Annotated in this window: 20 protein-coding genes; 11 read left to right on the plus strand and 9 right to left on the minus strand. The window is 54.9% G+C overall.

Translation table 11 applies throughout. The features are described from left to right. Positions 1–126 precede the first annotated feature (126 nt). Both AC6I8R_RS15215 and AC6I8R_RS15220 read right to left on the minus strand, forming a co-directional pair. Positions 127–735, minus strand: a complete 609-nt coding sequence (locus AC6I8R_RS15215) for a DsrE family protein (protein ID WP_021184315.1) — start codon at positions 733–735, stop codon at positions 127–129. Between the two features lie 34 nt (positions 736–769). After that, the gene (locus AC6I8R_RS15220; protein WP_036626447.1) at positions 770–1,375 is read right to left on the minus strand and encodes a DsrE family protein; all 606 of its coding nucleotides are present in this window, start codon (positions 1,373–1,375) and stop codon (positions 770–772) included. A 706-nt stretch (positions 1,376–2,081) separates the two neighbouring features. Between AC6I8R_RS15220 and bepA the strand changes: the two genes are divergently transcribed. Together bepA and arsC are read left to right on the plus strand one after the other, a co-directional pair. Then, positions 2,082–3,548, plus strand: a complete 1,467-nt coding sequence (gene bepA / locus AC6I8R_RS15225) for a beta-barrel assembly-enhancing protease (protein WP_021184319.1) — start codon at positions 2,082–2,084, stop codon at positions 3,546–3,548. A 2-nt stretch (positions 3,549–3,550) separates the two neighbouring features. After that, a complete protein-coding gene (gene arsC / locus AC6I8R_RS15230; RefSeq protein ID WP_415175165.1) occupies positions 3,551–3,898 on the plus strand; it encodes an arsenate reductase (glutaredoxin) in 348 nt (115 codons plus the stop codon). Here arsC and hda read toward each other — a convergent pair. The 3 genes from hda to upp form a co-directional block, all read right to left on the minus strand. Then, complete coding sequence (gene hda / locus AC6I8R_RS15235) at positions 3,895–4,602, minus strand: DnaA inactivator Hda (RefSeq protein ID WP_021184321.1); 708 nt, start codon at positions 4,600–4,602, stop codon at positions 3,895–3,897. The genes arsC and hda overlap by 4 nt on opposite strands. An 87-nt stretch (positions 4,603–4,689) precedes the next feature. Further along, complete coding sequence (uraA, locus tag AC6I8R_RS15240) at positions 4,690–5,973, minus strand: uracil permease (protein ID WP_208723836.1); 1,284 nt, start codon at positions 5,971–5,973, stop codon at positions 4,690–4,692. A 71-nt stretch (positions 5,974–6,044) separates the two neighbouring features. Further along, on the minus strand, positions 6,045–6,671 hold the full coding sequence (upp, locus tag AC6I8R_RS15245) for a uracil phosphoribosyltransferase (protein ID WP_021184323.1): 627 nt from the start codon (positions 6,669–6,671) through the stop codon (positions 6,045–6,047). A gap of 240 nt (positions 6,672–6,911) precedes the next feature. Here upp and purM point away from each other — a divergent pair, with 240 nt between their 5' ends. Beyond that, on the plus strand, positions 6,912–7,952 hold the full coding sequence (purM, locus tag AC6I8R_RS15250) for a phosphoribosylformylglycinamidine cyclo-ligase (RefSeq protein WP_013510051.1): 1,041 nt from the start codon (positions 6,912–6,914) through the stop codon (positions 7,950–7,952). Continuing rightward, entirely contained in the window at positions 7,949–8,587 is a 639-nt protein-coding gene (purN, locus tag AC6I8R_RS15255) for a phosphoribosylglycinamide formyltransferase (protein WP_497832542.1), read from the plus strand. The genes purM and purN overlap by 4 nt, the downstream gene beginning before the upstream one ends. A 101-nt stretch (positions 8,588–8,688) precedes the next feature. Here the strand turns inward: purN and pstB are convergent, their stop codons facing one another. From pstB to AC6I8R_RS15270, 3 genes are read right to left on the minus strand one after another with little or no spacing between them, the layout of a single operon-like run. Then, entirely contained in the window at positions 8,689–9,456 is a 768-nt protein-coding gene (gene pstB / locus AC6I8R_RS15260; protein ID WP_208723832.1) for a phosphate ABC transporter ATP-binding protein PstB, read from the minus strand. A gap of 12 nt (positions 9,457–9,468) precedes the next feature. After that, positions 9,469–11,067: a phosphate ABC transporter permease PstA gene (gene pstA, locus AC6I8R_RS15265; RefSeq protein ID WP_415175166.1), complete on the minus strand. Its 1,599-nt coding sequence runs from the start codon at positions 11,065–11,067 to the stop codon at positions 9,469–9,471. Then, positions 11,064–13,145, minus strand: a complete 2,082-nt coding sequence (locus tag AC6I8R_RS15270) for an ABC transporter permease subunit (RefSeq protein ID WP_415175167.1) — start codon at positions 13,143–13,145, stop codon at positions 11,064–11,066. Before AC6I8R_RS15270 ends, pstA begins: the two co-directional genes overlap by 4 nt. A 182-nt stretch (positions 13,146–13,327) precedes the next feature. Here AC6I8R_RS15270 and ppk1 point away from each other — a divergent pair, with 182 nt between their 5' ends. The 6 genes from ppk1 (at position 13,328) to AC6I8R_RS15300 (ending at position 19,716) form a co-directional block, all read left to right on the plus strand. Continuing rightward, on the plus strand, positions 13,328–15,388 hold the full coding sequence (gene ppk1 / locus AC6I8R_RS15275; protein WP_021184329.1) for a polyphosphate kinase 1: 2,061 nt from the start codon (positions 13,328–13,330) through the stop codon (positions 15,386–15,388). 5 nt (positions 15,389–15,393) lie between these two features. Next, positions 15,394–16,917, plus strand: a complete 1,524-nt coding sequence (gene ppx / locus AC6I8R_RS15280) for an exopolyphosphatase (RefSeq protein ID WP_021184330.1) — start codon at positions 15,394–15,396, stop codon at positions 16,915–16,917. Positions 16,918–16,929: 12 nt separating this feature from the next. Continuing rightward, positions 16,930–17,529: a tellurite resistance methyltransferase TehB gene (gene tehB / locus AC6I8R_RS15285; protein ID WP_021184331.1), complete on the plus strand. Its 600-nt coding sequence runs from the start codon at positions 16,930–16,932 to the stop codon at positions 17,527–17,529. Positions 17,530–17,721: 192 nt separating this feature from the next. Next, positions 17,722–17,907, plus strand: coding sequence for a YfgG family protein (locus AC6I8R_RS15290; protein WP_036626450.1), 186 nt, complete (start codon positions 17,722–17,724; stop codon positions 17,905–17,907). A 119-nt stretch (positions 17,908–18,026) separates the two neighbouring features. After that, positions 18,027–19,460 (plus strand): magnesium transporter, encoded by a 1,434-nt coding sequence (gene mgtE / locus AC6I8R_RS15295; RefSeq protein ID WP_021184334.1) that lies wholly within the window; start codon positions 18,027–18,029, stop codon positions 19,458–19,460. A gap of 76 nt (positions 19,461–19,536) precedes the next feature. Next, positions 19,537–19,716 carry a GDFGVC terminal motif YodC-like protein gene (locus AC6I8R_RS15300; protein ID WP_021184335.1) on the plus strand — a complete coding sequence of 60 codons (180 nt, stop codon included), beginning with the start codon at positions 19,537–19,539 and terminating at the stop codon, positions 19,714–19,716. 16 nt (positions 19,717–19,732) lie between these two features. On the opposite strand, the gene AC6I8R_RS15305 is transcribed toward AC6I8R_RS15300, so the two are convergent. Beyond that, positions 19,733–20,515 (minus strand): DUF3750 domain-containing protein, encoded by a 783-nt coding sequence (locus AC6I8R_RS15305; protein ID WP_497832543.1) that lies wholly within the window; start codon positions 20,513–20,515, stop codon positions 19,733–19,735. Positions 20,516–20,743: 228 nt separating this feature from the next. Between AC6I8R_RS15305 and AC6I8R_RS15310 the strand changes: the two genes are divergently transcribed. Further along, positions 20,744–21,637: an oxidoreductase gene (locus tag AC6I8R_RS15310; protein ID WP_415175169.1), complete on the plus strand. Its 894-nt coding sequence runs from the start codon at positions 20,744–20,746 to the stop codon at positions 21,635–21,637. Positions 21,638–21,680 lie beyond the last annotated feature (43 nt).

A 21,680-nucleotide genomic window follows, 5' to 3' on the forward strand; every position in this document is an offset into this window, starting at 1 on the left:
GTTCGCCTCGTCGGTTACCAATGAGATCGATCTCATTGGCGTTTAACTTAGCGGTGAACTGTGACAACCACATCGCGCGGAGATGACAACAAGATGACAGCAGCGCATGCTGCCGTCTGGGGAAAATTACAGCATCAGGAAGGCATAACCTTCGTTTTGCAGCGTCGCCACGGTGGTGCCGCTGGAGAGGGTATGCGTCACCATCGGGTCAATCCATTCACGCTCCAGTTGATGGAAAGCCACCGACTGATCGCAAATCGACACCTTGACCCCGGCCTTTTCCAGTTCGCTGATCAACTTCAGGTTAGGGTTATCCACGCCGTAGGCTTTGCGGAACTGTTCATTGTTCAGCGCTGCGGGGACTGCATCGCTATTGATCGACACCACAAAGTTCAGTTGCTCCAACGGCACACCGGCAGCGTAATAAAGATTCGTTACCCGCGCTACCCGCTCCAGCCCGAGATTCGGCTGGCGAATATCCCCCTCACTGCGGTTAATCTGGAACACGATTTTATTGCTCAAACCAGGCGTGCTGGCCGGATTGTATGCAGGCGTGTCAACAAAGTGGATCTTGCCGTAACCCGCGATTGCTGGCGTGCTCCAGAAATCGGCTGGTTCGGTTTTCTTATCCGCAAAGCGGTCGCTGAATTTATCGACCATATCGGGAATCTGGAGCACATTGCCGCCAACAAAACCGGCCAGTGCTGCCACAACAATGTATGTCGCTGGACGCATTTCACTTCTCCTCAACCATCATCAAAATGCCTGTTTACATTTGCAACCACGCATAACCCTGATTTTGCAGCGTCGACACCGTGGTCGGGCTGGAGAGCGCGTGAATCACCGATTTATCGATCCAGTCATTGGGATAATGATGAAACGCCACCGACTGATCGCACACCGACACCTTTACCCCTTGCTTGTTCAACTCCGCAATCAGCGGCAGATTGGGGTTATCGGTGCCATAAAATTGTTTGAAATGCGTGTTATCCAGCATCGCCGGGGTGGCATCTCCGGTGACCGATACCACAAAATGCAGCTGATCGGCCGGTACGCCCGAGGCGATGTAGAGATTAACCACCCTTGCTACGCGCTCAAGGCCGAGATTAGGCCGGGCAATATCACCTTCGTTTTTAGTGAGCTGAAAGACGATCTTGTTGCTCAGTCCAGGTACAGGTTTAAAAGCGGCATCGGCTTCGTAATGGATCTTGCCGTACCCTTCGATACCTGGGGTACTCCAGAAACCTTCCGGGTCCGCTGGTGGAGCAGAGAAGTGGTTCATGACACGTTGATAGATGTCATCGCTTCTGCTGACGACAGCACCGACAAAACCCCCAACAATCGCGATCAGGGCCCAGGAGACAGCAGTACGCATAGAGACACTCCGGCAGGCATGGAAAGTCCGTTTGAACAAAGTACGTTATCTATACCACACCAGGACAACGCCTAAAGCAGGCGGATTTACTGCCCGCGCATGGTTTACTTGCAGGAAAAATAATTAGCGAGACTAATTGAATAACAACTTTGATGGAGCCTGAGCGAGGAGTTGAAAAATAGCTGGTCGGAAGTTTTGCCGGTAACAGGGTTTGTCATGACAAACACCGACTTAAAATATGGCCGTCTTAATGTACAGTGCCGCATTTAACCTTTTGCGGCATGATAAAGAATGTCGATGGATAAAATGGGCCAGTTCGGGCTTAGATAGCTTGTTTTTCAGAGAAAACCTGGAAAAACTTATGCCAGGTTCAATAATTTTGAGTAACTTTACCAATCTTTAATCTGAGCCAACCGAAAACAGCCTGCTGGCGTCCAGGTCGCTTTATTCAAATTTTTGCTGCTTTTATCAACAGGCAACAGCAACATTTTGCATTCATCACATCCCCCTGCTTTGCTTGCTTGTATGCTGCGGGTGGTTAAGATAAACAATCATCCCAACATTGGTAGCGGCGCGATTTATCGCGCGTCTTTCAAAACTGCGCGATAAATCGCGCCGCTACCAATGTGCGTTAACTGAATGGCTTTACAGAACATTTGCACCACTTAACGGTCCAATTTCCGGACACTTTTTACAGGATCAAGGCATGTTTAACCGGTTGAAAAAATCAGCGCTGGCAGCCCTTATTCCTGCGCTGCTTCTCACGCCTGTGCTGAGCGTCAGGGCTGACGTGAGCGACTCTCTGCCCGATATTGGCACCACGGCAGGCGCAACGCTGTCGATTAACCAGGAATTACAGATCGGTGATTTCTATGTACGACAACTGCGGGCCAGTGCACCACTGATCAACGATCCGCTGTTAAATCAATATATCAATCAACTCGGACAGCGGCTGGTGGCGCACGCCGATTCGGTGCGTACACCGTTTCATTTTTATCTGATCCAGAATGATGAGCTGAACGCCTTCGCCTTCTTCGGTGGCAACGTGGTGCTGCACTCGGCGCTGTTCCGCTTTACCGATAATGAAAGCCAGCTGGCATCGGTGATGGCGCATGAAATTTCGCACGTCACCCAGCGCCATCTGGCGCGTGCGATGGAAGAGCAAAAACGCAATGCACCGCTGACCTGGGTCGGTGCGCTTGGCTCGATTCTGCTGGCTATTGCTAACCCGCAAGCGGGTATGGCCGGGTTAATGGGTACCCTCGCCGGAACCCAGCAGGGTATGATTAGCTTTACGCAAGCGAATGAACAGGAGGCCGATCGCATCGGCATTCAGGTGTTGCAGCGTGCCGGGTTTGATCCCCAGGCGATGCCAAATTTCCTGCAAAAACTGGCTGACCAGAGCCGCTTCTCTTCCAAACCCCCGGAAATTCTGCTGACTCACCCCCTGCCCGATAGCCGCCTGGCGGATGCGCGCAACCGCGCGAACCAGATGCGACCGGTGGTGGTGCAATCATCGCAGGATTTTTATATGGCGAAGGTACGCGCACTTGGCATGTATTCCACCGGTCAAAACCAACTGACAGATGACCTGCTCGATCAATACGCCAAGGGCAATACCCGCGAACAGCAGGCTTCGCAATACGGCAAAGCGGTGCAGTTTTTACAGGCGAAAAGCTTTGAAAACGCGAAGAAAATCATCTCCCCGATGCTGACTAAACAACCGGATAATGTCTGGTTTCTCGATATCATGAGCGACATCGACATCGGTCTGAATCAGCCACAACAGGCCATCAAGATGTTGAGCAGCGCCAAGGGCAGCAACAGCAATCCGGTGATTCAGCTCAACCTCGCCAATGCCTATGTCGAAGCCAAACAACCGGCCAATGCCAGCCGTATTCTTCATCGTTATACCTGGTCGAATCCCAACGATCCTAACGGCTGGGATCTGCTGGCGCAGGCATCGGCAGCCCAGGGTTTACAGGATGAGGAGTTGTCGGCACGCGCGGAGGGTTTGGCGTTAAATGGTCAGATGGATCAGGCGATCAGAGCGCTTAGCAGCGCCAGCGCCCAGGTGCCGCTCGGTAGCCTGAAACAGGCGCGTTATGACGCGCGCATTGATCAATTCAGAGAGCTGCAAAAACGCTTCCAACAGTATCAAAAAGGATCTTAATCATGGTGACCATTTATCATAATCCACGTTGCAGCAAGAGCCGCGAGACGCTGGCGCTGCTGCAACAGCAGGGAGTGCAGCCGGAAGTGGTGCTGTATCTGGAAACACCGCCTGATGCGCAAACGCTGAAAGCGTTGCTGAAAAAACTGGGTATGACGAGTGCACGCGAGCTGATGCGCCGCAAAGAAGATCTGTATAAATCGCTGGGGTTAGCTGAACCCGGTCTTAGCGAGGATCAGCTGATTCAGGCGCTGGTTGAGCATCCCAAACTGATCGAGCGCCCGATTGTGATCAACGGTGAACAGGCGCGCCTTGGCCGCCCGCCCGAAGCGGTGCTGGAGATTATTTAAAGCCCCAGCGCTTCTTTAACAAAGGGAATGGTGAGTTTACGCTGCGCGCTGATGGAGGCGCGATCCAGTCGATCCAGGGTTTCAAACAGAGTACGCATTTCGCGGTCGAGGCGTTTCAACAGGAAACGCCCGACATCCTCCGGCAATTCAAAGCCGCGGATCCCGGCACGCAATTGCATCGCCTGCAACTTGTCGTCATCCGACAATGGCTGTAAACGGTAGATCTGGCCCCAGTCGAGACGCGATGCCAGATCCGGCAACCCGAGATTGAGCTGGCGCGGCGGGCGATCGCCGGTGATCAACAGACGGGTTTTGCCGATTTCCAGAATGCGGTTATAGAGATCAAAGATCGCCATCTCCCACTCGGCGTCCCCGGCGATGCACTCGATATTATCGATGCACACCAGTGCCAGATGCTCCATCCCTTCCAGCACTTCCGGTACGAACCAGGTGCGTTTGTCCAGTGGGACATAGCCGACCGCTTCACCGCGTGCCGACATTTCGGCACAAGCAGCGTGCAGCAGATGGCTGCGGCCACCGCCTTCGCGCGACCAGAAATAGAGATAGCTGCCGTGTTGTTGCACCAGCGCACCCTGAAGTGCGGCTAACAGGGACGGATTTTCCCCAGGCCAAAAGCTGGCAAAGGTTTCGTCATCAGGTAAGTAAAGTGGCAGTGAAAGCTGTGCCGGCGTGTTCAGAAGCACCTCAGCGTATGAACGGGCAGAAAACGGGGCAAGTCTATCACGATCCTTGCCAGAGATGAACCGGGCTTCCCTGCCCGGCAAACGCGCTTAGGGTTCGCGTTGCTCTTCAGCATCCAGAACCACTTCTTCCGGACGTAACAAGCTGATTACGCGGAAGATCAGGCTGAGTGCCACGCCAACAATGGTCGCCAGCGCCATACCTTTCAGCTCGGCGGCACCGATATGCACTTTGGCACCGCTGACGCCGATGATCAGGATCACCGAAGTGAGGATCAGATTCTGCGCTTTGTTGTAATCCACTTTGGATTCAATCAGCACACGAATACCTGAAGCACCGATCACCCCGTACAGCAGCAGTGACACGCCACCCATCACCGGCACCGGAATCGCCTGAATCGCGGCGGCCAGTTTGCCGACGCAGGAGAGCAGAATCGCCAGGATTGCCGCCCCGCCGATCACCCAGGTGCTGTAGACACGGGTGATCGCCATGACGCCGATGTTCTCACCGTAGGTGGTGTTGGGGGTTGAACCAAAGAAACCGGAGATCATGGTGGAAAGGCCGTTGGCGAACATGGAACGATGCAGGCCCGGATCGCGGATCAGATCTTTTTTCACGATATTCGCCGTCACCACCAGGTGACCAACGTGCTCGGCGATCACCACCAGCGCCGCAGGCAGAATGGTCAACATCGCCGCCCACTCAAAACGTGGCGTATAGAACGTCGGCAGTGCAAACCACGGCGCATTCTCAACCGACGCCCAGTTTACGATGCCCATAAAAGAAGAAAGCGCGTAGCCAACCAGCACACCAATCAGAATCGGGATAATGGCAAAGAAGCCACGGAACAGCACGGAGCCAAACACGGTAACACCCAGCGTCACCAGCGAAATAAACACGGTGGTGCCATCAGGTGAGGTGCCCTCAGCAGGCAGCAGACCAGCCATATTAGCCGCCACGCCCGCCAGCTCAAGGCCGATAACCGCCACAATCGCACCCATTGCCGCAGGCGGGAACATCACGTCCAGCCAGCCGGTGCCCGCCTTTTTCACTATCAGGGCAACAACACAGAACAGGAAACCGCAGAGGATGAAGCCGCCCAGCGCGACTTCATAACCCAACGGTAACAGCAGCAGCACCGGAGAAATAAAGGCGAAGCTGGAGCCGAGATAAGCCGGGATTTTCCCTTTACAGATGAAGAGATACAGCAGCGTCCCTACCCCGTTAAACAGCAGCACCGTGGCCGGGTTGATGTGAAACAAAATCGGCACCAGCACGGTTGCGCCAAACATGGCGAACAGATGTTGCAGACTGAGTGGAATGGTTTTGAGTAGCGGCGGTCGTTCGCTAACGCCGATGGCGCGACGAGTCATTCAGTGATCCCCTTGAGTTGTGTGGTGCATTTTTGCCAAAAAAAAGCCGACTCTCTGGCCGGCTGCTTTATTTATTTGGTTCCGAAAATCTTGTCGCCGGCATCGCCGAGACCAGGAATAATGTATCCCTTCTCGTTCAGGCCTTTGTCGATTGAAGCGGTATAGAGTTCAACGTCAGGATGCGCTTTTTCCAGCGCGGCAATACCTTCCGGTGCCGCCACCAGCACCAGCACCTTGATGCTGTTACAACCGGCTTTTTTCAGCAGGTCGATAGTGGCGATCATCGAGCCGCCGGTTGCCAGCATCGGATCCACCACCAGCGCCATGCGCTCTTCGATGTTGGAAACCAGTTTCTGGAAGTACGGTACCGGCTCCAGCGTCTCTTCATCACGGTAAACGCCGACCACGCTGATACGCGCGCTCGGTACGTGTTCCAGCACGCCTTCCATCATGCCCAGACCGGCACGCAGAATCGGTACGACGGTAATTTTTTTGCCTTTGATTTGTTCGATTTCTACCGGGCCATTCCAGCCTTCAATCGTAACGCGCTCGGTTGCCAGGTCGGCAGTGGCTTCATAAGTCAGCAGGCTGCCAACTTCTGACGCCAGTTCGCGGAAGCGTTTAGTACTGACATCATGCTCACGCATCAGGCCCAGTTTATGTTTGACCAGCGGGTGTTTGACTTCCACGATCTTCATGATTGTTCTCCCGGAATTGAGTTGAGCTAAAAAAAATCGCGGGATTATACCGCCTTTTTCCTGCTGCGCCATATGTCATTGGTCAATACAACGCCTTCCACCATCTGAGATTAAGGATTAGCGAAAAAGCGGTGCCGTGCAAAGGGGGCGTGAGATGGGACTCGCAAACGTTTGCCTGCGCTGGTAGAATTACGCCGCTTTATTTTAACCACCAACCGCAACTCGCGTGGGGATTCCGCAGTGACCGACAAGACCTCTCTCAGCTACAAAGACGCCGGTGTTGATATTGACGCAGGTAACGCTCTGGTTGACCGCATTAAAGGCGTAGTGAAAAAGACCCGCCGCCCGGAAGTGATGGGTGGACTGGGGGGCTTTGGCGCGCTTTGTGCGCTGCCGCAGAAATACCGCGAGCCAGTGCTGGTCTCCGGCACCGACGGCGTCGGCACCAAGCTGCGTCTGGCGATGGATCTTAAGCGCCATGACAGCATCGGTATCGATCTGGTGGCGATGTGCGTGAACGATCTGGTGGTACAAGGCGCTGAGCCGCTGTTCTTCCTCGACTACTATGCCACCGGCAAACTGGATGTTGACACCGCTTCCTCGGTGATTACCGGTATCGCTGAAGGTTGCCTGCAATCAGGCTGTGCGCTGGTTGGCGGTGAAACCGCAGAGATGCCTGGAATGTATCACGGCGAAGATTACGACGTGGCGGGTTTCTGCGTCGGCGTGGTGGAAAAATCAGAGATCATCGACGGCTCGAAAGTGCAGGATGGCGATGTTCTGATCGCGCTGGGTTCCAGTGGTCCGCACTCTAACGGTTACTCGCTGGTACGTAAGATCCTGGAAGTCAGCCAGACTAACCCGGAAACCAAACAGCTGGAAGGCAAACCGCTGGCCGATCATCTGCTGGCACCGACCCGCATTTACGTGAAAAACATCCTGAGCCTGATCGAACAGGTTGATGTGCACGCCATTGCGCACCTGACCGGTGGTGGCTTCTGGGAAAATATTCCGCGCGTACTGCCGGATAACACCCAGGCGGTGCTGGAAGAAAGCAGCTGGCAGTGGCCGGCAGTGTTCAACTGGTTGCAGCAGGCCGGTAATGTTAGCCGTCACGAAATGTACCGCACCTTTAACTGTGGCGTGGGCATGGTGATTGCGCTGAGCGCAGCCGAAGCTGATAAAGCGGTACAGCTGATGACTGACGCAGGCGAGCAGGCGTGGAAGATTGGTGTGATCAAAGCGTCTGATTCTGAAGAGCGTGTGGTTATCAACCCATGAAAAAACTGGTTGTACTGATCTCCGGCAACGGCAGCAATCTTCAGTCCATCCTTGACGCCTGCGCAAGCGGGCGTATTAACGGCAGCGTGGCTGCCGTTTTCAGTAATAAATCTTCAGCGTTGGGTTTAACCCGTGCGCAGGAAGCCGGTGTGCCAACTCATGCGCTGGCTGCCAGTCAATTCGCTGACCGTGACGCCTTTGATCGCCAGCTGATGCAGGAGATTGATGCTTACGCCCCTGATTTGGTGGTGCTGGCGGGATATATGCGTATCCTCAGCCAGGCATTTGTCGCGCATTATCATGACCGTCTGGTCAATATCCATCCTTCCCTGTTGCCAAAATATCCCGGCCTGCATACCCATCGTCAGGCACTGGAGAATGGCGACGCAGAACATGGTACTTCGGTGCATTTCGTCACCGATGAACTGGATGGCGGGCCGATTATTTTACAGGCGCGCGTACCGGTGTTTGCCGATGATTCGGAAGAGGATGTTACCGCCCGCGTACAGCACCAGGAACATGCCATCTATCCGCTGGTGATTAGCTGGTTTGTGGAAGGACGTTTGCAGATGCGCGAGGGTGCGGCCTGGCTGGATGATCAACCGCTGCCACCGCAGGGCTACGCTCACGATTGAACTCAGATTCAATACTAACTTCGCGCGATAAATCGCGCCGCTACCGTATTTGCAACCCTTCGTAGCGGCGCGATTTATCGCGCTTGTTCTTTGTATTTTCCTCAACCAAATCGACCGGTAATGTAATCTTCCGTACGCCGCGCTTGTGGTGAGGTAAAGATACGGTCGGTTTCATCAAACTCCACCAACTGCCCGTTATGCATAAACGCGGTGTAATCGGACACGCGCGCCGCCTGCTGCATGTTGTGCGTTACCAGCACCAGCGTGAAATGCTGCTTGAGCGTCGTCATTAATTCTTCAATCACCAGCGTGGAGATGGGATCGAGCGCGGAAGTTGGCTCGTCCAGCAATAAGACTTCCGGTTCAATGGCGATCGCGCGTGCAATCACCAACCGTTGCTGTTGACCGGTCGAGAGGGTTAACGCGTTTTGCCCCAGCTGATCTTTCACTTCACTCCATAACGCCGCCGCGCGTAGCGCACGTTCGCAGGCTTCATTCAATATCCGGCGGTCACGCACCCCTTGCAAACGCAGGCCATACACCACGTTTTCATAGATTGATTTGGGGAACGGGTTAGGTCGCTGAAACACCATGCCGACACGGCGACGCAGTGCAGCCAGATCCTGCTCCGGTTGCATAATGGCATGCTGCCCCAGCCAAATCTCCCCTTCCATGCGGCTACCATCAATCACATCATTCATGCGATTAAAACAACGCAGCAGCGTCGATTTGCCACAGCCGGAAGGGCCGATCAGCGCCGTGATATGGTTCTTCGGCAGTTGCAGGTCAATGTTATTCAGCGCCTGGCGCTCGCCATACCACAGCGAAAGCTGATTAACCTTGAGGGCAATGTCGTAATCAGGGGTCATGTGGAGAACCTTTTAATGCGTCATAAGCCGGTAACGCTCACGCAGGCGGTGGCGCAACACCATCGCCAGCAGGTTGAGCGACAGGATAATTACCACCAGCAACAGGGCGGTGGCATAAACCAGCGGGCGGTCAGCGTCGATATTCGGGCTTTGAAATGCCAGATCGTAAATCTGAAAACCGAGGTGCATAAACTTGCGGTCAAGATGTAAATACGGAAATACTGCGTCCACCGGGAGTTCCGGCACCATCTTCACCACGCCAACCAGCATCAATGGGGCGGTTTCCCCGGCTGCACGCGCGACCGCCAGAATCAAACCGGTCAGCATCGCTGGCACTGCCAGTGGCAACACCACACGCCACAGGGTTTCCGCCTGAGTGGCTCCCAGCGCCAGCGATCCCTGTCGCAGGCTGTCCGGAATGCGTGATAATCCTTCCTCGGTGGCGACGATCACCACCGGCAACGTCAGCAACGCCAGCGTCAGCGCCGCCCATAACAAACCCGGGGTGCCAAATGTCGGGTTTGGCAGTGCGCGTGAGTAAAACAATTGGTCGATAGTGCCGCCAATCAGCCAGACAAAAAAGCCAAGGCCAAACACGCCGTACACAATCGATGGCACACCCGCCAGATTGACCACCGCAATTCGTACCAGCCGGGTCAGAGCATTACGTCCGGCATATTCATGCAGCCAGAGTGCCGCCACCACGCCAAGCGGCATAACGATGACCGACATCAGCAGTACCATCAGCACGGTGCCAAAAATTGCCGGTAGCGCGCCACTTTCGCTTTCGCCCGCCGCCGGATTATTGCTGACAAATTGCCACACCTGGCTGAAGAAATGTTGCACTTTCTGGCCGAAGCTCATGCTATTCGGGTACCAGGCCGCGACAATTTGCGCCAACGGAATCACATGGTCCTGCCCCTGCACATCGCGCAGCACCAGCACATCCCGCTGGCTTTCACTTTGCAGCTGGCTCAGTTGATTAGCCAGGGCGCTAAAACGCCGTTGCAGCGCGGCGCTGTTGGCATCGTATTCGGATTGCCGCCGCGCACTGAACGCCCCTTTGCGTTGCTGCTCTTCCGCCTGTTGTTGCAGGTTTTCCAACTGGGCATTGAGACGCGCCATATCAATACGCCGGATCTGGCTCGCCTGACGTAGCTGCTCATGGGCCGCTTTTAAACGCTGATGCAGCAGCGCATCGCGATCGCGCGCCGTCAGCACTTCATTATTTTCACGCAATTCGATAAACCAGCCGTAAGCATTCCCGCCGCTGCGCCGTTGCAACACCATCACATCCGGCGGCTGACGAATTTCGGCCTGGTTTTGACTGTCAATGACGCGGAAATCAGGCGGAGCAAAATCACGATTCCCGGTTTTCACCACATAACGCCAGCCGCTGCCATGCTGCTGGCGCTGCACTGTCTCGCCCAGCAGCTTCACCGGTTCACCATCGGGTGGCTGGAACTGATATTGATCGACCGGCTGGGGCCAGAAGGCGCGCATACCCTGCCAGGCCAGCAGCCCAATCAGCAAGGTAAAAGCCAACAAACAGACGGCCACCGCACCGGCGGTGAGCCAGCGCCAGCGATCATTTTGGCGCATCGCCTTCATCCCTGCCCCTCATGCTGGTTGTAACGCTGGCGCAGACGCTGGCGAATGACCTCCGCCACCGTGTTAATAATCAGGGTAAAAATCAACAGAATCAGTGCGCTAAGGAACAAGATACGATAATGGGCACTCCCTGCTGCCGCCTCCGGCATCTCAATGGCGATATTGGCTGACAACGCGCGCAGCCCGGCAAACAAGCCACCTTCGCTCACCGGCGTATTGCCGGTCGCCATCAGCACGATCATGGTTTCACCCAACGCCCGACCAAAACCGATCATCAATGCGGCAAAAATACCCGCTGAAGCCCCCGGCAGCACCACGCGCGTCAGGGTTTGCCACGGTGTCGCCCCCAATGCCAGCGACCCTTGCCCCAATGAGAGCGGCACACTGAACAAGGCATCTTCCGCTAAGGTAAAGATTAGCGGCACCAGCGCGAACCCCATCGCCAGCGCGGCCACCAGCAGGTTACGTTGCTCATAATGGGCCAGACGTTCCCCGATATTTGGCCAGATATAAGTGGGTAGCCACAGCGTAAACAGGGTGACGGCCAGCAATATCGGCAGCAACAGCAACACTTCGTAGCCCGGCTGACGCCAGCGTGCGGGCAGACGCGGGCTGAACAGGCCACATAACAGCAAGGTCGCTGCCAGCACCAGTGGCAACAACAGCACGCCAATCAACGCATTGCTGATGTGCGGTGCCAGCCAGATCCCGGCAATCAAACCGATGACCACGCTCGGCAGCGCCCCCATCATCTCAATGCCCGGCTTGACCCAGCGACGCAAACCCGGCGTCATAAACCATGCGGTATACATCGCCGCTGCCAGCGCCAGCGGCGTGGCAAACAGCAGCGCCAGGCTGGCCGCTTTCAACGTGCCAATCACCAGCGGTATCAGACTAAACTTCGCCTGATAGCTGTCCCCTGCGGCGGTGGATTGCCACACCCAATCGGGCTGCGGGTAGTTTTCGTACCAGATTTTTTGCCACAAATTACGCCAACTGAAATCCGGCCAGGGATCGTCGAGGCGCAGACGCTGCCATTGCCCTGCCCGCTCCAGCAGCAGCGTGTCACCGCGTGGAGAGAACGCAGCCGCCTGAACGCCGGGAGCCAGTTTGCGGGTGACAATCGGTCCCGGCTGTTTGCTGGCAAACAGGCTAACCTCGCCTGCCGCATTCAGAGTGGCGAATACGCGACGCTGGGACTCAGTGACAATTAAGCTCGCGCCCGTGCTGGCATTGAAGGTGCGTATTTCCTGTAAACGCGGCCCCTGCGGCCCGGCAATGGCAAACCACTGGCTGACGCCGCGCGTATCCTGAATCAATAAGGTACGCCCCCCAGCCAACAGATGCAGGCTTTGCGGTTTCTCCGTCAGGGTTTGCGTTTCGCGCAATTGCGCGCCATCCGCGCTGACTTGCCAGACGCGCAACAGGCGGCCTTCGCTGGTATACAGCACGCTGCCATCGGGTGAGAGCAACAGGCGATCGGCCTGCTGCTGCGGCAGAAGAATTTGACCAACGCGGTTTGAGTTATCCAGTGTCAGGAGAACAATTCCGGCAGCGGTTTGCGCCGCAATCCGCCATTGGTTGTCCGTGAGCGTAGCCAGCGCCATGTGGGACACCGCCCCCTGGGGAAGATGTAACGGACGATCGCCGAGTGGAAAGCGCCATTCGCCGTTAACCGGCTGCATCAGCAGTAAATCGCCCTGCATATTCAGCAGCAGGCTGTGATGGTCGGCGCTCTGCGCTACCGCATCCGGTTTGCCCTGCAACGCCAGCGCAGGTCCGGCAGGTTGTCCATCCAGCGGAATAAAACGTGCTTCGTTACGGCTGATACGCCAACCGAGCGACCCGTCGCTGCCCATTGCCAACACCGGGGCTTTGTCCCACAGCTGTTGACTGGCAACCACCTGCACACCTGGCGTGCTAAAAAGGGGCAATACGACCCAGATTAACCAGAAGAACAGCAGTAACATCAGTAGCAAAATTCCCACACCGCAAGCGGTGACGATACGCTTAACCCACCGGTCAATGGCACGGCGGCGTTTATCGCTAAAGTGGACGGGAATGCTTGTTATGCTCATGCAGATCAGGGTTAGGCTCGTAGACAAGCCGCTATGTTGCCCGTAGCTGATTGATAAGACAACTGTTGGCGTTGGACAAGCCTGCCATACTCTCGCCATAATGGTGAGGGAGACTGTGCGAAACAGCGCAATCGCGCCTTTTCGCCGGGCATCCCGTCCAGCAACAGCATCACGGAGTCAGAATGGGTCAGGAAAAGCTGTATATAGAAAAAGAATTAAGCTGGTTATCTTTCAACGAACGCGTGTTACAGGAAGCAGCGGATAAAAGTAACCCGCTGATTGAACGTATGCGTTTCCTCGGGATCTATTCGAACAACCTTGATGAATTTTATAAAGTTCGCTTTGCCGATTTAAAACGCCGCATTCTGATTGGGGAAGAACAAGGTTCACCCAGCACGCCACGCCACCTGCTGAAGAAGATTCAACAACGGGTACTGAAGTCTGACCAGGAATTTGATGCGCTGTATAACGATCTGCTGCTGGAAATGGCGCGTAATCAGATCTTCCTGATTAACGAACGCCAACTGTCACCCAACCAGCAGGTATGGTTACGTTACTATTTCAAGCATCAGTTGCGTCAGCACATCACGCCAATTCTGGTCAATCACGACACCGACTTAATCGAATTCCTGAAAGATGATTACACCTACCTGGCGGTAGAAATTATTCGTGGGGACGATAAACGCTACGCACTGCTGGAGATTCCGTCCGATAAAGTGCCGCGCTTCGTTAACCTGCCTGCTGAGTCGCCACGTCGTCGTAAACCGATGATCCTGTTGGATAATATCCTGCGTTATTGCCTTGATGATATCTTTAAAGGCTTCTACGACTATGATGCGCTGAACGCCTATTCGATGAAGATGACGCGCGATGCAGAGTACGATCTGGTCACGGAGATGGAATCCAGCTTGCTGGAGCTGATGTCTTCCAGCCTGAAGCAGCGTCTGAATGCGGAGCCGGTGCGCTTCGTGTATCAACGGGATATGCCAGATGAAATGGTGGAGATGCTGCGCCATAAACTTTCCATCTCCAACTACGATTCGGTGGTGCCGGGTGGCCGTTACCACAACTTTAAAGATTTTATTAGCTTCCCGAATGAGGGCAAAAGCAATCTGGAAAATCGCCCGTTGCCACAGATCCGTCATATCGGTTTTGATGGCTTCCGCAACGGCTTTGATGCGATTCGTAACCGCGATGTGCTGCTCTACTATCCGTATCATACCTTTGAGCATGTGCTGGAACTGCTGCGTCAGGCGTCTTTCGACCCGAGCGTGCTGGCGATCAAAATCAACATCTACCGTGTAGCCAAGAACTCACGCATCATGGATGCGATGATCCACGCCGCCTACAACGGCAAAAAAGTGACGGTGGTGGTGGAGCTACAGGCACGTTTCGATGAAGAAGCCAACATCCACTGGGCCAAGCGTCTGACCGAAGCTGGCGTCCACGTTATCTTCTCTGCGCCGGGTCTGAAAATTCACGCCAAGCTGTTCCTGATTTCGCGTCGCGAAGGGGAAGAGATTGTGCGCTACGCGCATATCGGCACCGGTAACTTTAACGAGAAGACCGCGCGCCTTTATACTGACTACTCTTTGCTGACGGCGGATGCTCGTATCACCAACGAAGTGCGTCGGGTGTTTAACTTTATTGAAAACCCTTATCGCCCGGTGAGTTTCGACCATTTAATGGTTTCGCCGCAAAATTCGCGCAGTATGCTTTATCAATTGATTGATAACGAAATTGCCAACGTGCAGCAGGGAATTCCAGCGGGCATTACGCTGAAAATTAATAACCTGGTAGATAACGGGTTGGTAGATCGGTTGTATGCTGCTTCAGCGGCGGGGGTGAAAGTGAACCTGCTGGTACGCGGCATGTGCTCGCTGATCCCTGATTTACCGGGTATCAGCGAAAATATTCGCGTGATTAGCATCGTTGACCGCTATCTTGAGCATGACCGCGTCTATATTTTCGAAAGCGGCGGCGATAAAAAAGTGTTCCTCTCCTCTGCGGATTGGATGACACGTAACATCGATTACCGTATTGAAGTGGCCGTGTCGATCCTCGACCCGCGTCTGAAACAGCGCGTGCTGGATATCATCGCCATCCTGTTTAGCGATACAGTTAAAGCCCGTATCGTGGACAAAGAACTGAGTAACCGTTATGTGCCGCGCGGCAACCGCAGAAAAGTGCGCTCGCAACTGGCGATTTACGATTACATCAAGCAACTGGAACAACCTGAATAATTCCTATGCCAATATCCCATAAGAGTACGCCAAAGCCTCAGGAGTTTGCGGCCATCGACCTTGGCTCCAACAGTTTCCATATGGTGATTGCCCGTGTGGTGGATGGCGCCATGCAGGTGTTGGGACGCCTCAAGCAACGCGTGCATCTGGCCGATGGGCTGGACGCACAAAATCGGCTGAGCGAAGAAGCCATTCAACGCGGGCTGAATTGCCTGGCGTTATTTGCCGAGCGTTTACAGGGATTCAGTCCAGCCAACGTAACCATCGTCGGGACGCATACGCTGCGTCAGGCCATCAATGCGGAAGAGTTTTTGCAACGCGCGGCCGACGTCATTCCATACCCGATTGAGGTGATCTCCGGGAATGAGGAAGCACGTCTGATCTTTATGGGTGTGGAGCACACCCAGCCGGAGAAAGGCCGCAAGCTGGTCATTGATATCGGCGGTGGTTCGACTGAGCTGGTGATTGGCGAAGATTTTGAGCCACAACTGGTGGAAAGCCGCCGAATGGGTTGCGTCAGCTTTGCCCAGCTCTACTTCCCGAAAGGGGAAATCTCGCCGGAAAACTTTCGTCGCGCCCGTCTGGCAGCAGCACAGAAGCTGGAAACCCTGTCGTGGCAATATCGCCTGCATGGCTGGCAGTATGCGCTGGGCGCATCAGGAACCATCAAAGCGGCCTGCGAAGTGCTGCTGGCGATGGGCGAGAAAGAGAAACTGATTACCCCGGAACGACTGGACCAGTTGTACAGCGAGGTGATCAAGCACAAATCCTTTGCTGCACTCAGCCTGCCGGGTTTGTCCGAGGAGCGCAAAGTGGTGTTTGTTCCGGGCCTGGCGATCTTGTGTGGCGTGTTTGATGCGCTGGCCATCCGCGAGCTGCGTCTGTCGGATGGTGCGCTGCGCGAAGGCGTGCTGTATGAAATGGAAGGTCGCTTCCGTCATCAGGACATTCGTAGCCGCACCGCCCAGAGTCTGGCAAACCACTACGCTATTGACAGCGATCAGGCTCGCCGCGTGTTGGAAACCACCGAACAACTTTATCTGCAATGGCTCGATCAGAATCCCAAACTGGCTAACCCGCAGCTTTCTGCCCTGCTGAAATGGGCGGCGCTGCTGCATGAAGTCGGGCTGACCATTAACCATAGCGGTATGCAGCGCCATTCGGCCTATATCCTGCAAAACACCAACATGCCGGGCTTTAACCAGGATCAACAGATGCTGCTGGCGATGCTGGTACGCTTCCATCGTAAAGCGGTGAAGATGGATGAGATGCCGCGCTTCACCCTGTTTAAAAAGAAGCAATTCTTACCGTTGGTTTTCCTGCTGCGTCTCGGCACCCTGCTGAACAATCAGCGCCAGGCGACCACGCGTCCGGATTCGCTGAAATTGTCCACCGATGACGGCCACTGGACGCTCACCTTCCCGTCTGGCTACTTTAGCCAGAATACATTGGTGCAGTTGGATCTGGAGCGCGAGCAAAGCTACTGGAATGAAGTGACCGGCTGGAACCTGATTCTGCAAGAGGAGTAAACGCGGGTTACTATGAGCATTCGTCCTGACAACTATTTCGCGGAAAAATATGGCCTGACGCCACCGCATTCGGAAGTGCTGGAAGCGCTGCCCAAATTAACGCCCGGTAAAGCGCTGGATTTGGGATGCGGCCAGGGCCGCAACAGCCTGTTTCTCAACCAGCAGGGCTTTGATGTGACAGGCTGGGACAGCAATCCGCAGAGTCTGGCGCGGTTGCAGCAGATTATCCATGAGGAGCAGCTGCAAAATATCCGCGCTGAATCCTGTGACCTGAATCAGGTGCGCTTCAACGGCGAGTATCAGCTGGTGCTGTCCACCGTAGTGATGATGTTCCTGCAACCGCAGAGCATCCCGCAGTTGATTGCTGATATGCAGGCCAGCACGGTGAAATATGGCTATAACCTGATCGTCGCGGCGATGAGTACCGATGACTATCCCAACCCGCTGGATTTCCCGTTCACCTTTAAATCCGGCGAACTGAGCCACTACTATCGCAACTGGCATATCGTGAAATACAACGAACATGTGGGTGAGTTGCATCGCCGTGATGAAAACGGCCAGCGCATCCGCTGTCGTTTCGCCACGTTGCTGGCGCAAAAGGCAAGTTACTGACCGTAGCGGCGCGATTTATCGCGCGGGTTTTCCTGCAACGCGCACGAAATTGCGCGATAAATCGCGCCGCTACGTGTTGAGTGGGTATTTTTAACCTTTTCTGCTCATTTTTCACCCAGCGATTGATTTAGCGATCTAAGTATGACTAAATGTTGCAATCGCCCAGAAGGGTATCAACAGGAAACACCCCGCGTGAATAACGCTTTCCCCGCACGAAGACGTCCCAAAACCGGTTCGATGACACGTATTGTTTTGCTGATCAGTTTTTTTATTTTGGTTGGCCGTCTGATTTTTACCATCCCTGGTGCCATTGAGCATCATCAGCAAAAGAAAGCCACATCTGATCCGGTGACACAAAGCAGTAACGACACGCGTTAAGGAATTTGCGAGTCACTGCGCCGCCACATTGTCCATTGCGACGATGATGTTTGTTACGTTCTGTTTACCCGTAACGCACTACACTTCGAACTGACATTTACAGACACAAAGGACGCGTTATGTCTGCCACGCCCGCGCAACAACTGACTGAAACCCGCCATCGCATTCTTAACCTGCTGCTCACGCAACACGACCTGGTTGATGTCCTGCTGGATAAGTCGGTTGACCTGCCTGCCAGCAAACTGAAAGAAGTCAGCGAGTGGCGTCATCAGTTGGAAGGCGATTTGCAGATGCTGCACGCCGCGGATTTGGCCGATATTCTTGAGGCGCTGCCGCAGGAGGAACGCCAGGCGTTGTGGCGCTTAGTACCCTGTGAACAGCGTGGTCGGGTATTGGTGGAAGCGTCCGAAACCGTCTGGGCCAGTCTGACGGAAAGTATGACCGATCGCGAAATTCTGCGCGCGATCCAGCCGCTGGATATTGACGATCAGGCTTATCTGGCGCGCTATCTGCCGCGTGATCTGACTGGCCGTCTGTTGACTACCCTCGATCCCAGCCAACGCGCCCATGTTCTCAGCGTGGTGGAGTTCGATCGCGATCGGGTTGGTCGTATTATGGATTTCAACATTCTGACGGTGCGCGCCGATGTCACCCTCGGCACCGTACAACGCTTTCTGCGCCGACGTCAGACCATGCCGGATGGCACCGATAAGCTGTTTATCACGGATAAAACCAATCAACTGCTGGGTGAACTGCCACTCACCACCATCCTGCTCAATCCGCCAGAAACGCGGGTGGACGCGGTGATGAATGCCACGCCGACCACCTTCCAGCTCAACGATAAAGCCGAAGATGCCGCAGGCGCGTTTGAGCGTTATAACCTGATTTCTGCCGCCGTTACCGACGCCAAAGGCAAGCTGATCGGCCGCGTTATCGTCGAAGACGTGATTGACCTCGTCAATGAAGAGAATGAGAGCAATATCCGTAAAATGGGCGGTATCAGTCAGGAGGAGGATGTCTTCGCGCCGGTACGCAAAGCAGTGAGCAAGCGCTGGGCATGGCTGGCGATTAACCTCTGCACCGCTTTCGTTGCATCCCGCGTTATCGGTCTGTTTGAAGAAACCATTTCACAACTGGTGGCATTGGCTACCCTGATGCCGATTGTCGCCGGCATTGGCGGCAACACCGGCAATCAGACCATCACCATGATTGTGCGCGCCCTGGCGCTGCATCAGGTGGAGCCGGGCAACTTTTCGTTTCTGATTATACGTGAGCTGGGTGTTGCGCTGCTTAACGGCGTGTTCTGGGGCGGCATCATGGGGGCCGTCACCTGGATGATGTACGATAATCTGGCGTTAGGTGGCGTTATGATGCTGGCGATGGTGCTGAACCTGCTGCTGGCCGCGCTGATGGGGGTGCTGATCCCGCTCATTATGACCAAGCTGAAACGTGATCCGGCGGTCGGCTCCAGCGTGCTGATTACCGCCATCACCGATACCGGCGGGTTCTTTATTTTCCTCGGCCTCGCCACCCTGTTTTTGTTGCACGCGTAATTTCGCACAACCTAATGCGCAGGAGCGCTATCTGCCAGCTAGAATCAGCCATACCTTAACCTCGCAGGAGAATACGATGTTTAACGTGGATGATTTTGTGCAGTCGAAAACCGGTGGTCCAAAAATGTTGGTGCTACGCGTTGACGGCGATACCCTGTGGTGCGCCCGGATTGATGATGCCACCAAAAAGGAAATTGCGATCAAAGCCGATACCGTCAATCTCTATCACGAAGACGGTGACTTCGGCGTGTGTTGATGGGCTTCGCCGGGGATTAGCCCGGCGGATTATCCTGCTGCACGTTGTCGCTGCCAATGCCGCCAATAAAAGGCAGTCGCAGACGCAATGGGGTAAAATCCAGCCCCATATTCAACCCCAAAATATTGAGTTCAAACCCTTCTTCCGCGCCGAGAGTCACCCCCGCCACCCCCAGCACTGATACCTGAATCCCACGCCCCGATGGCGGCAACCCAATAGGCCGCCACAAAGGGCGATAATCTTTGCCGACCGCGTTGGCAGGTAAATCCAACGCCAGTGCCGGTACTTCACGACCAATATGGGCGAGGAAGGTGTTGCTGTTCGGGCCTGGCCAGGCATGGTAGGTCTGCGGCCAGGGATAGGATTTGATCGCGGCTTCAATCTGCGGAATCATCGCCTGCGCTGCCGCCCCGCGATGATCGACCAGCAATCTTGGCCGTGCACCATACCAGTAGCCATCGGGGAGATTGGCGTTGTGCCGCACTTTATCGTCACTGCCCCAGCTAATCACCTCATAGCGGTTGTACTGCGTTTCTCCGGCGCGTTTAAAAATAATCCACGGATGGACCGCCACCGCCCCTTTCCAGCCATAGGTGGGGGCGGCATAGACCTGAACAATGGCTTGAGAAGCATAGACGCGCGGATCGGGGGCGATGCCAGCAGAATCTCGCCGTGCCGACCACCAGCCACCGCGTTCGCTGGAGAGCTCACCGCTGCGGTTAGCCTGCGCCAGACTGGCTCCCAGCGAGAGCAACACAACACATAAAAACGTGAAGACAACGGCTTTCAATGGCAGCATTAAGGAAATCCTGTTGGTGAAAAAAACGTCTGATTATCTTGCAACGAAATGGTGAGTTTGTATTCACTAACTATGCGGTGGGATATTCAAGCGGTGATGGTTGGCGTGGATGATTGTGACGCTACGTAAGGAGGCGCTGACGGTGGAGAATTAAAAGTCTGCTACGTTATTCTGTCATCATTACCATGCAGTATGGATGACCATCAAATTCATAAAAGGGTAATCATAATGAAAAACGAAAATCCCACTGTTGCGCTGATTGGCCCCGGCGCTATTGGCACCACTATTGCGGCTGCACTGCATGAGGTGGGACGCACGCCAACCATTTTTGGGCGCACGGCTCATCCGCAACTGGAGCTGCGTACCGATGAAGGCAACATCATTGTGCCTGGTCCGGTACTGACAAATCCGGCGGCAGTAGCAGCCCCCTTCGATCTGGTTTTCGTTGCAGTAAAAACCACCCAAATTACAGCCACCGCCCCGTGGCTGGCCGCGCTGTGCGATGAACAGACGGTCATCTGCGCGCTGCAAAACGGTGTTGAACAGCCAGCACAGTTGGCCCCCTTTGTCGCAGGTGCCACCGTTCTGCCCTCAGTGGTGTGGTTCCCTGCGCAACGTGAACCTGACGCCTCGGTGTGGCTGCGCGCCAAACCCCGCCTGACTCTGCCGGCGACCCCACAGACCCACCTGGTGGTGACCGCGTTGCGCGATACCCGCTGTCAGGTCGATATCTCAGACGATTTTAAATCGATTGCCTGGCGTAAGTTATTGCAGAACGCGGTCGCCGGGTTGATGGTGATGGCAAATCGTCGTGCCGGAATGTTTTCGCGTCCTGATATCACTGAACTGGCGCTGGCGTATCTGCGCGAATGTCTGTCGGTAGCACGCGCAGAAGGCGCGAATCTGAGTGATGCGGTGCCACAGGAAATTGTCGATGGCTTCCATCGTGCACCGGTGGATTTAGGTACGTCGATTCTGGCGGATCGCCAGGCCGATCGCCCACTGGAATGGGACATCCGCAACGGCGTCGTACAGCGCTATGGCCGTGTCCACGGTATCGCTACCCCGATTAGCGATGTGGTGGTGCCGCTGCTGGCGGCGGGCAGTGACGGGCCGGGTTGATGAAACAAAAAAGCCCGCAATAATGCGGGCTCAGGATGATTAT

The sequence above is a fragment of the Pantoea sp. X-Soil-OKNW-713 genome (assembly GCF_059730685.1).

Coding starts and splice junctions, on each gene's coding strand:
- AC6I8R_RS15215 (WP_021184315.1), bottom strand. CDS start 735: ATGCGTCCAGCGACATACATTGTTGTGGCAGCACTGGCCGGTTTTGTT.
- AC6I8R_RS15220 (WP_036626447.1), bottom strand. CDS start 1,375: ATGCGTACTGCTGTCTCCTGGGCCCTGATCGCGATTGTTGGGGGTTTT.
- bepA (WP_021184319.1), top strand. CDS start 2,082: ATGTTTAACCGGTTGAAAAAATCAGCGCTGGCAGCCCTTATTCCTGCG.
- arsC (WP_415175165.1), top strand. CDS start 3,551: ATGGTGACCATTTATCATAATCCACGTTGCAGCAAGAGCCGCGAGACG.
- uraA (WP_208723836.1), bottom strand. CDS start 5,973: ATGACTCGTCGCGCCATCGGCGTTAGCGAACGACCGCCGCTACTCAAA.
- upp (WP_021184323.1), bottom strand. CDS start 6,671: ATGAAGATCGTGGAAGTCAAACACCCGCTGGTCAAACATAAACTGGGC.
- purN (WP_497832542.1), top strand. CDS start 7,949: ATGAAAAAACTGGTTGTACTGATCTCCGGCAACGGCAGCAATCTTCAG.
- pstB (WP_208723832.1), bottom strand. CDS start 9,456: ATGACCCCTGATTACGACATTGCCCTCAAGGTTAATCAGCTTTCGCTG.
- pstA (WP_415175166.1), bottom strand. CDS start 11,067: ATGAAGGCGATGCGCCAAAATGATCGCTGGCGCTGGCTCACCGCCGGT.
- AC6I8R_RS15270 (WP_415175167.1), bottom strand. CDS start 13,145: ATGAGCATAACAAGCATTCCCGTCCACTTTAGCGATAAACGCCGCCGT.
- ppk1 (WP_021184329.1), top strand. CDS start 13,328: ATGGGTCAGGAAAAGCTGTATATAGAAAAAGAATTAAGCTGGTTATCT.
- ppx (WP_021184330.1), top strand. CDS start 15,394: ATGCCAATATCCCATAAGAGTACGCCAAAGCCTCAGGAGTTTGCGGCC.
- tehB (WP_021184331.1), top strand. CDS start 16,930: ATGAGCATTCGTCCTGACAACTATTTCGCGGAAAAATATGGCCTGACG.
- mgtE (WP_021184334.1), top strand. CDS start 18,027: ATGTCTGCCACGCCCGCGCAACAACTGACTGAAACCCGCCATCGCATT.
- AC6I8R_RS15300 (WP_021184335.1), top strand. CDS start 19,537: ATGTTTAACGTGGATGATTTTGTGCAGTCGAAAACCGGTGGTCCAAAA.
- AC6I8R_RS15305 (WP_497832543.1), bottom strand. CDS start 20,515: ATGCTGCCATTGAAAGCCGTTGTCTTCACGTTTTTATGTGTTGTGTTG.
- AC6I8R_RS15310 (WP_415175169.1), top strand. CDS start 20,744: ATGAAAAACGAAAATCCCACTGTTGCGCTGATTGGCCCCGGCGCTATT.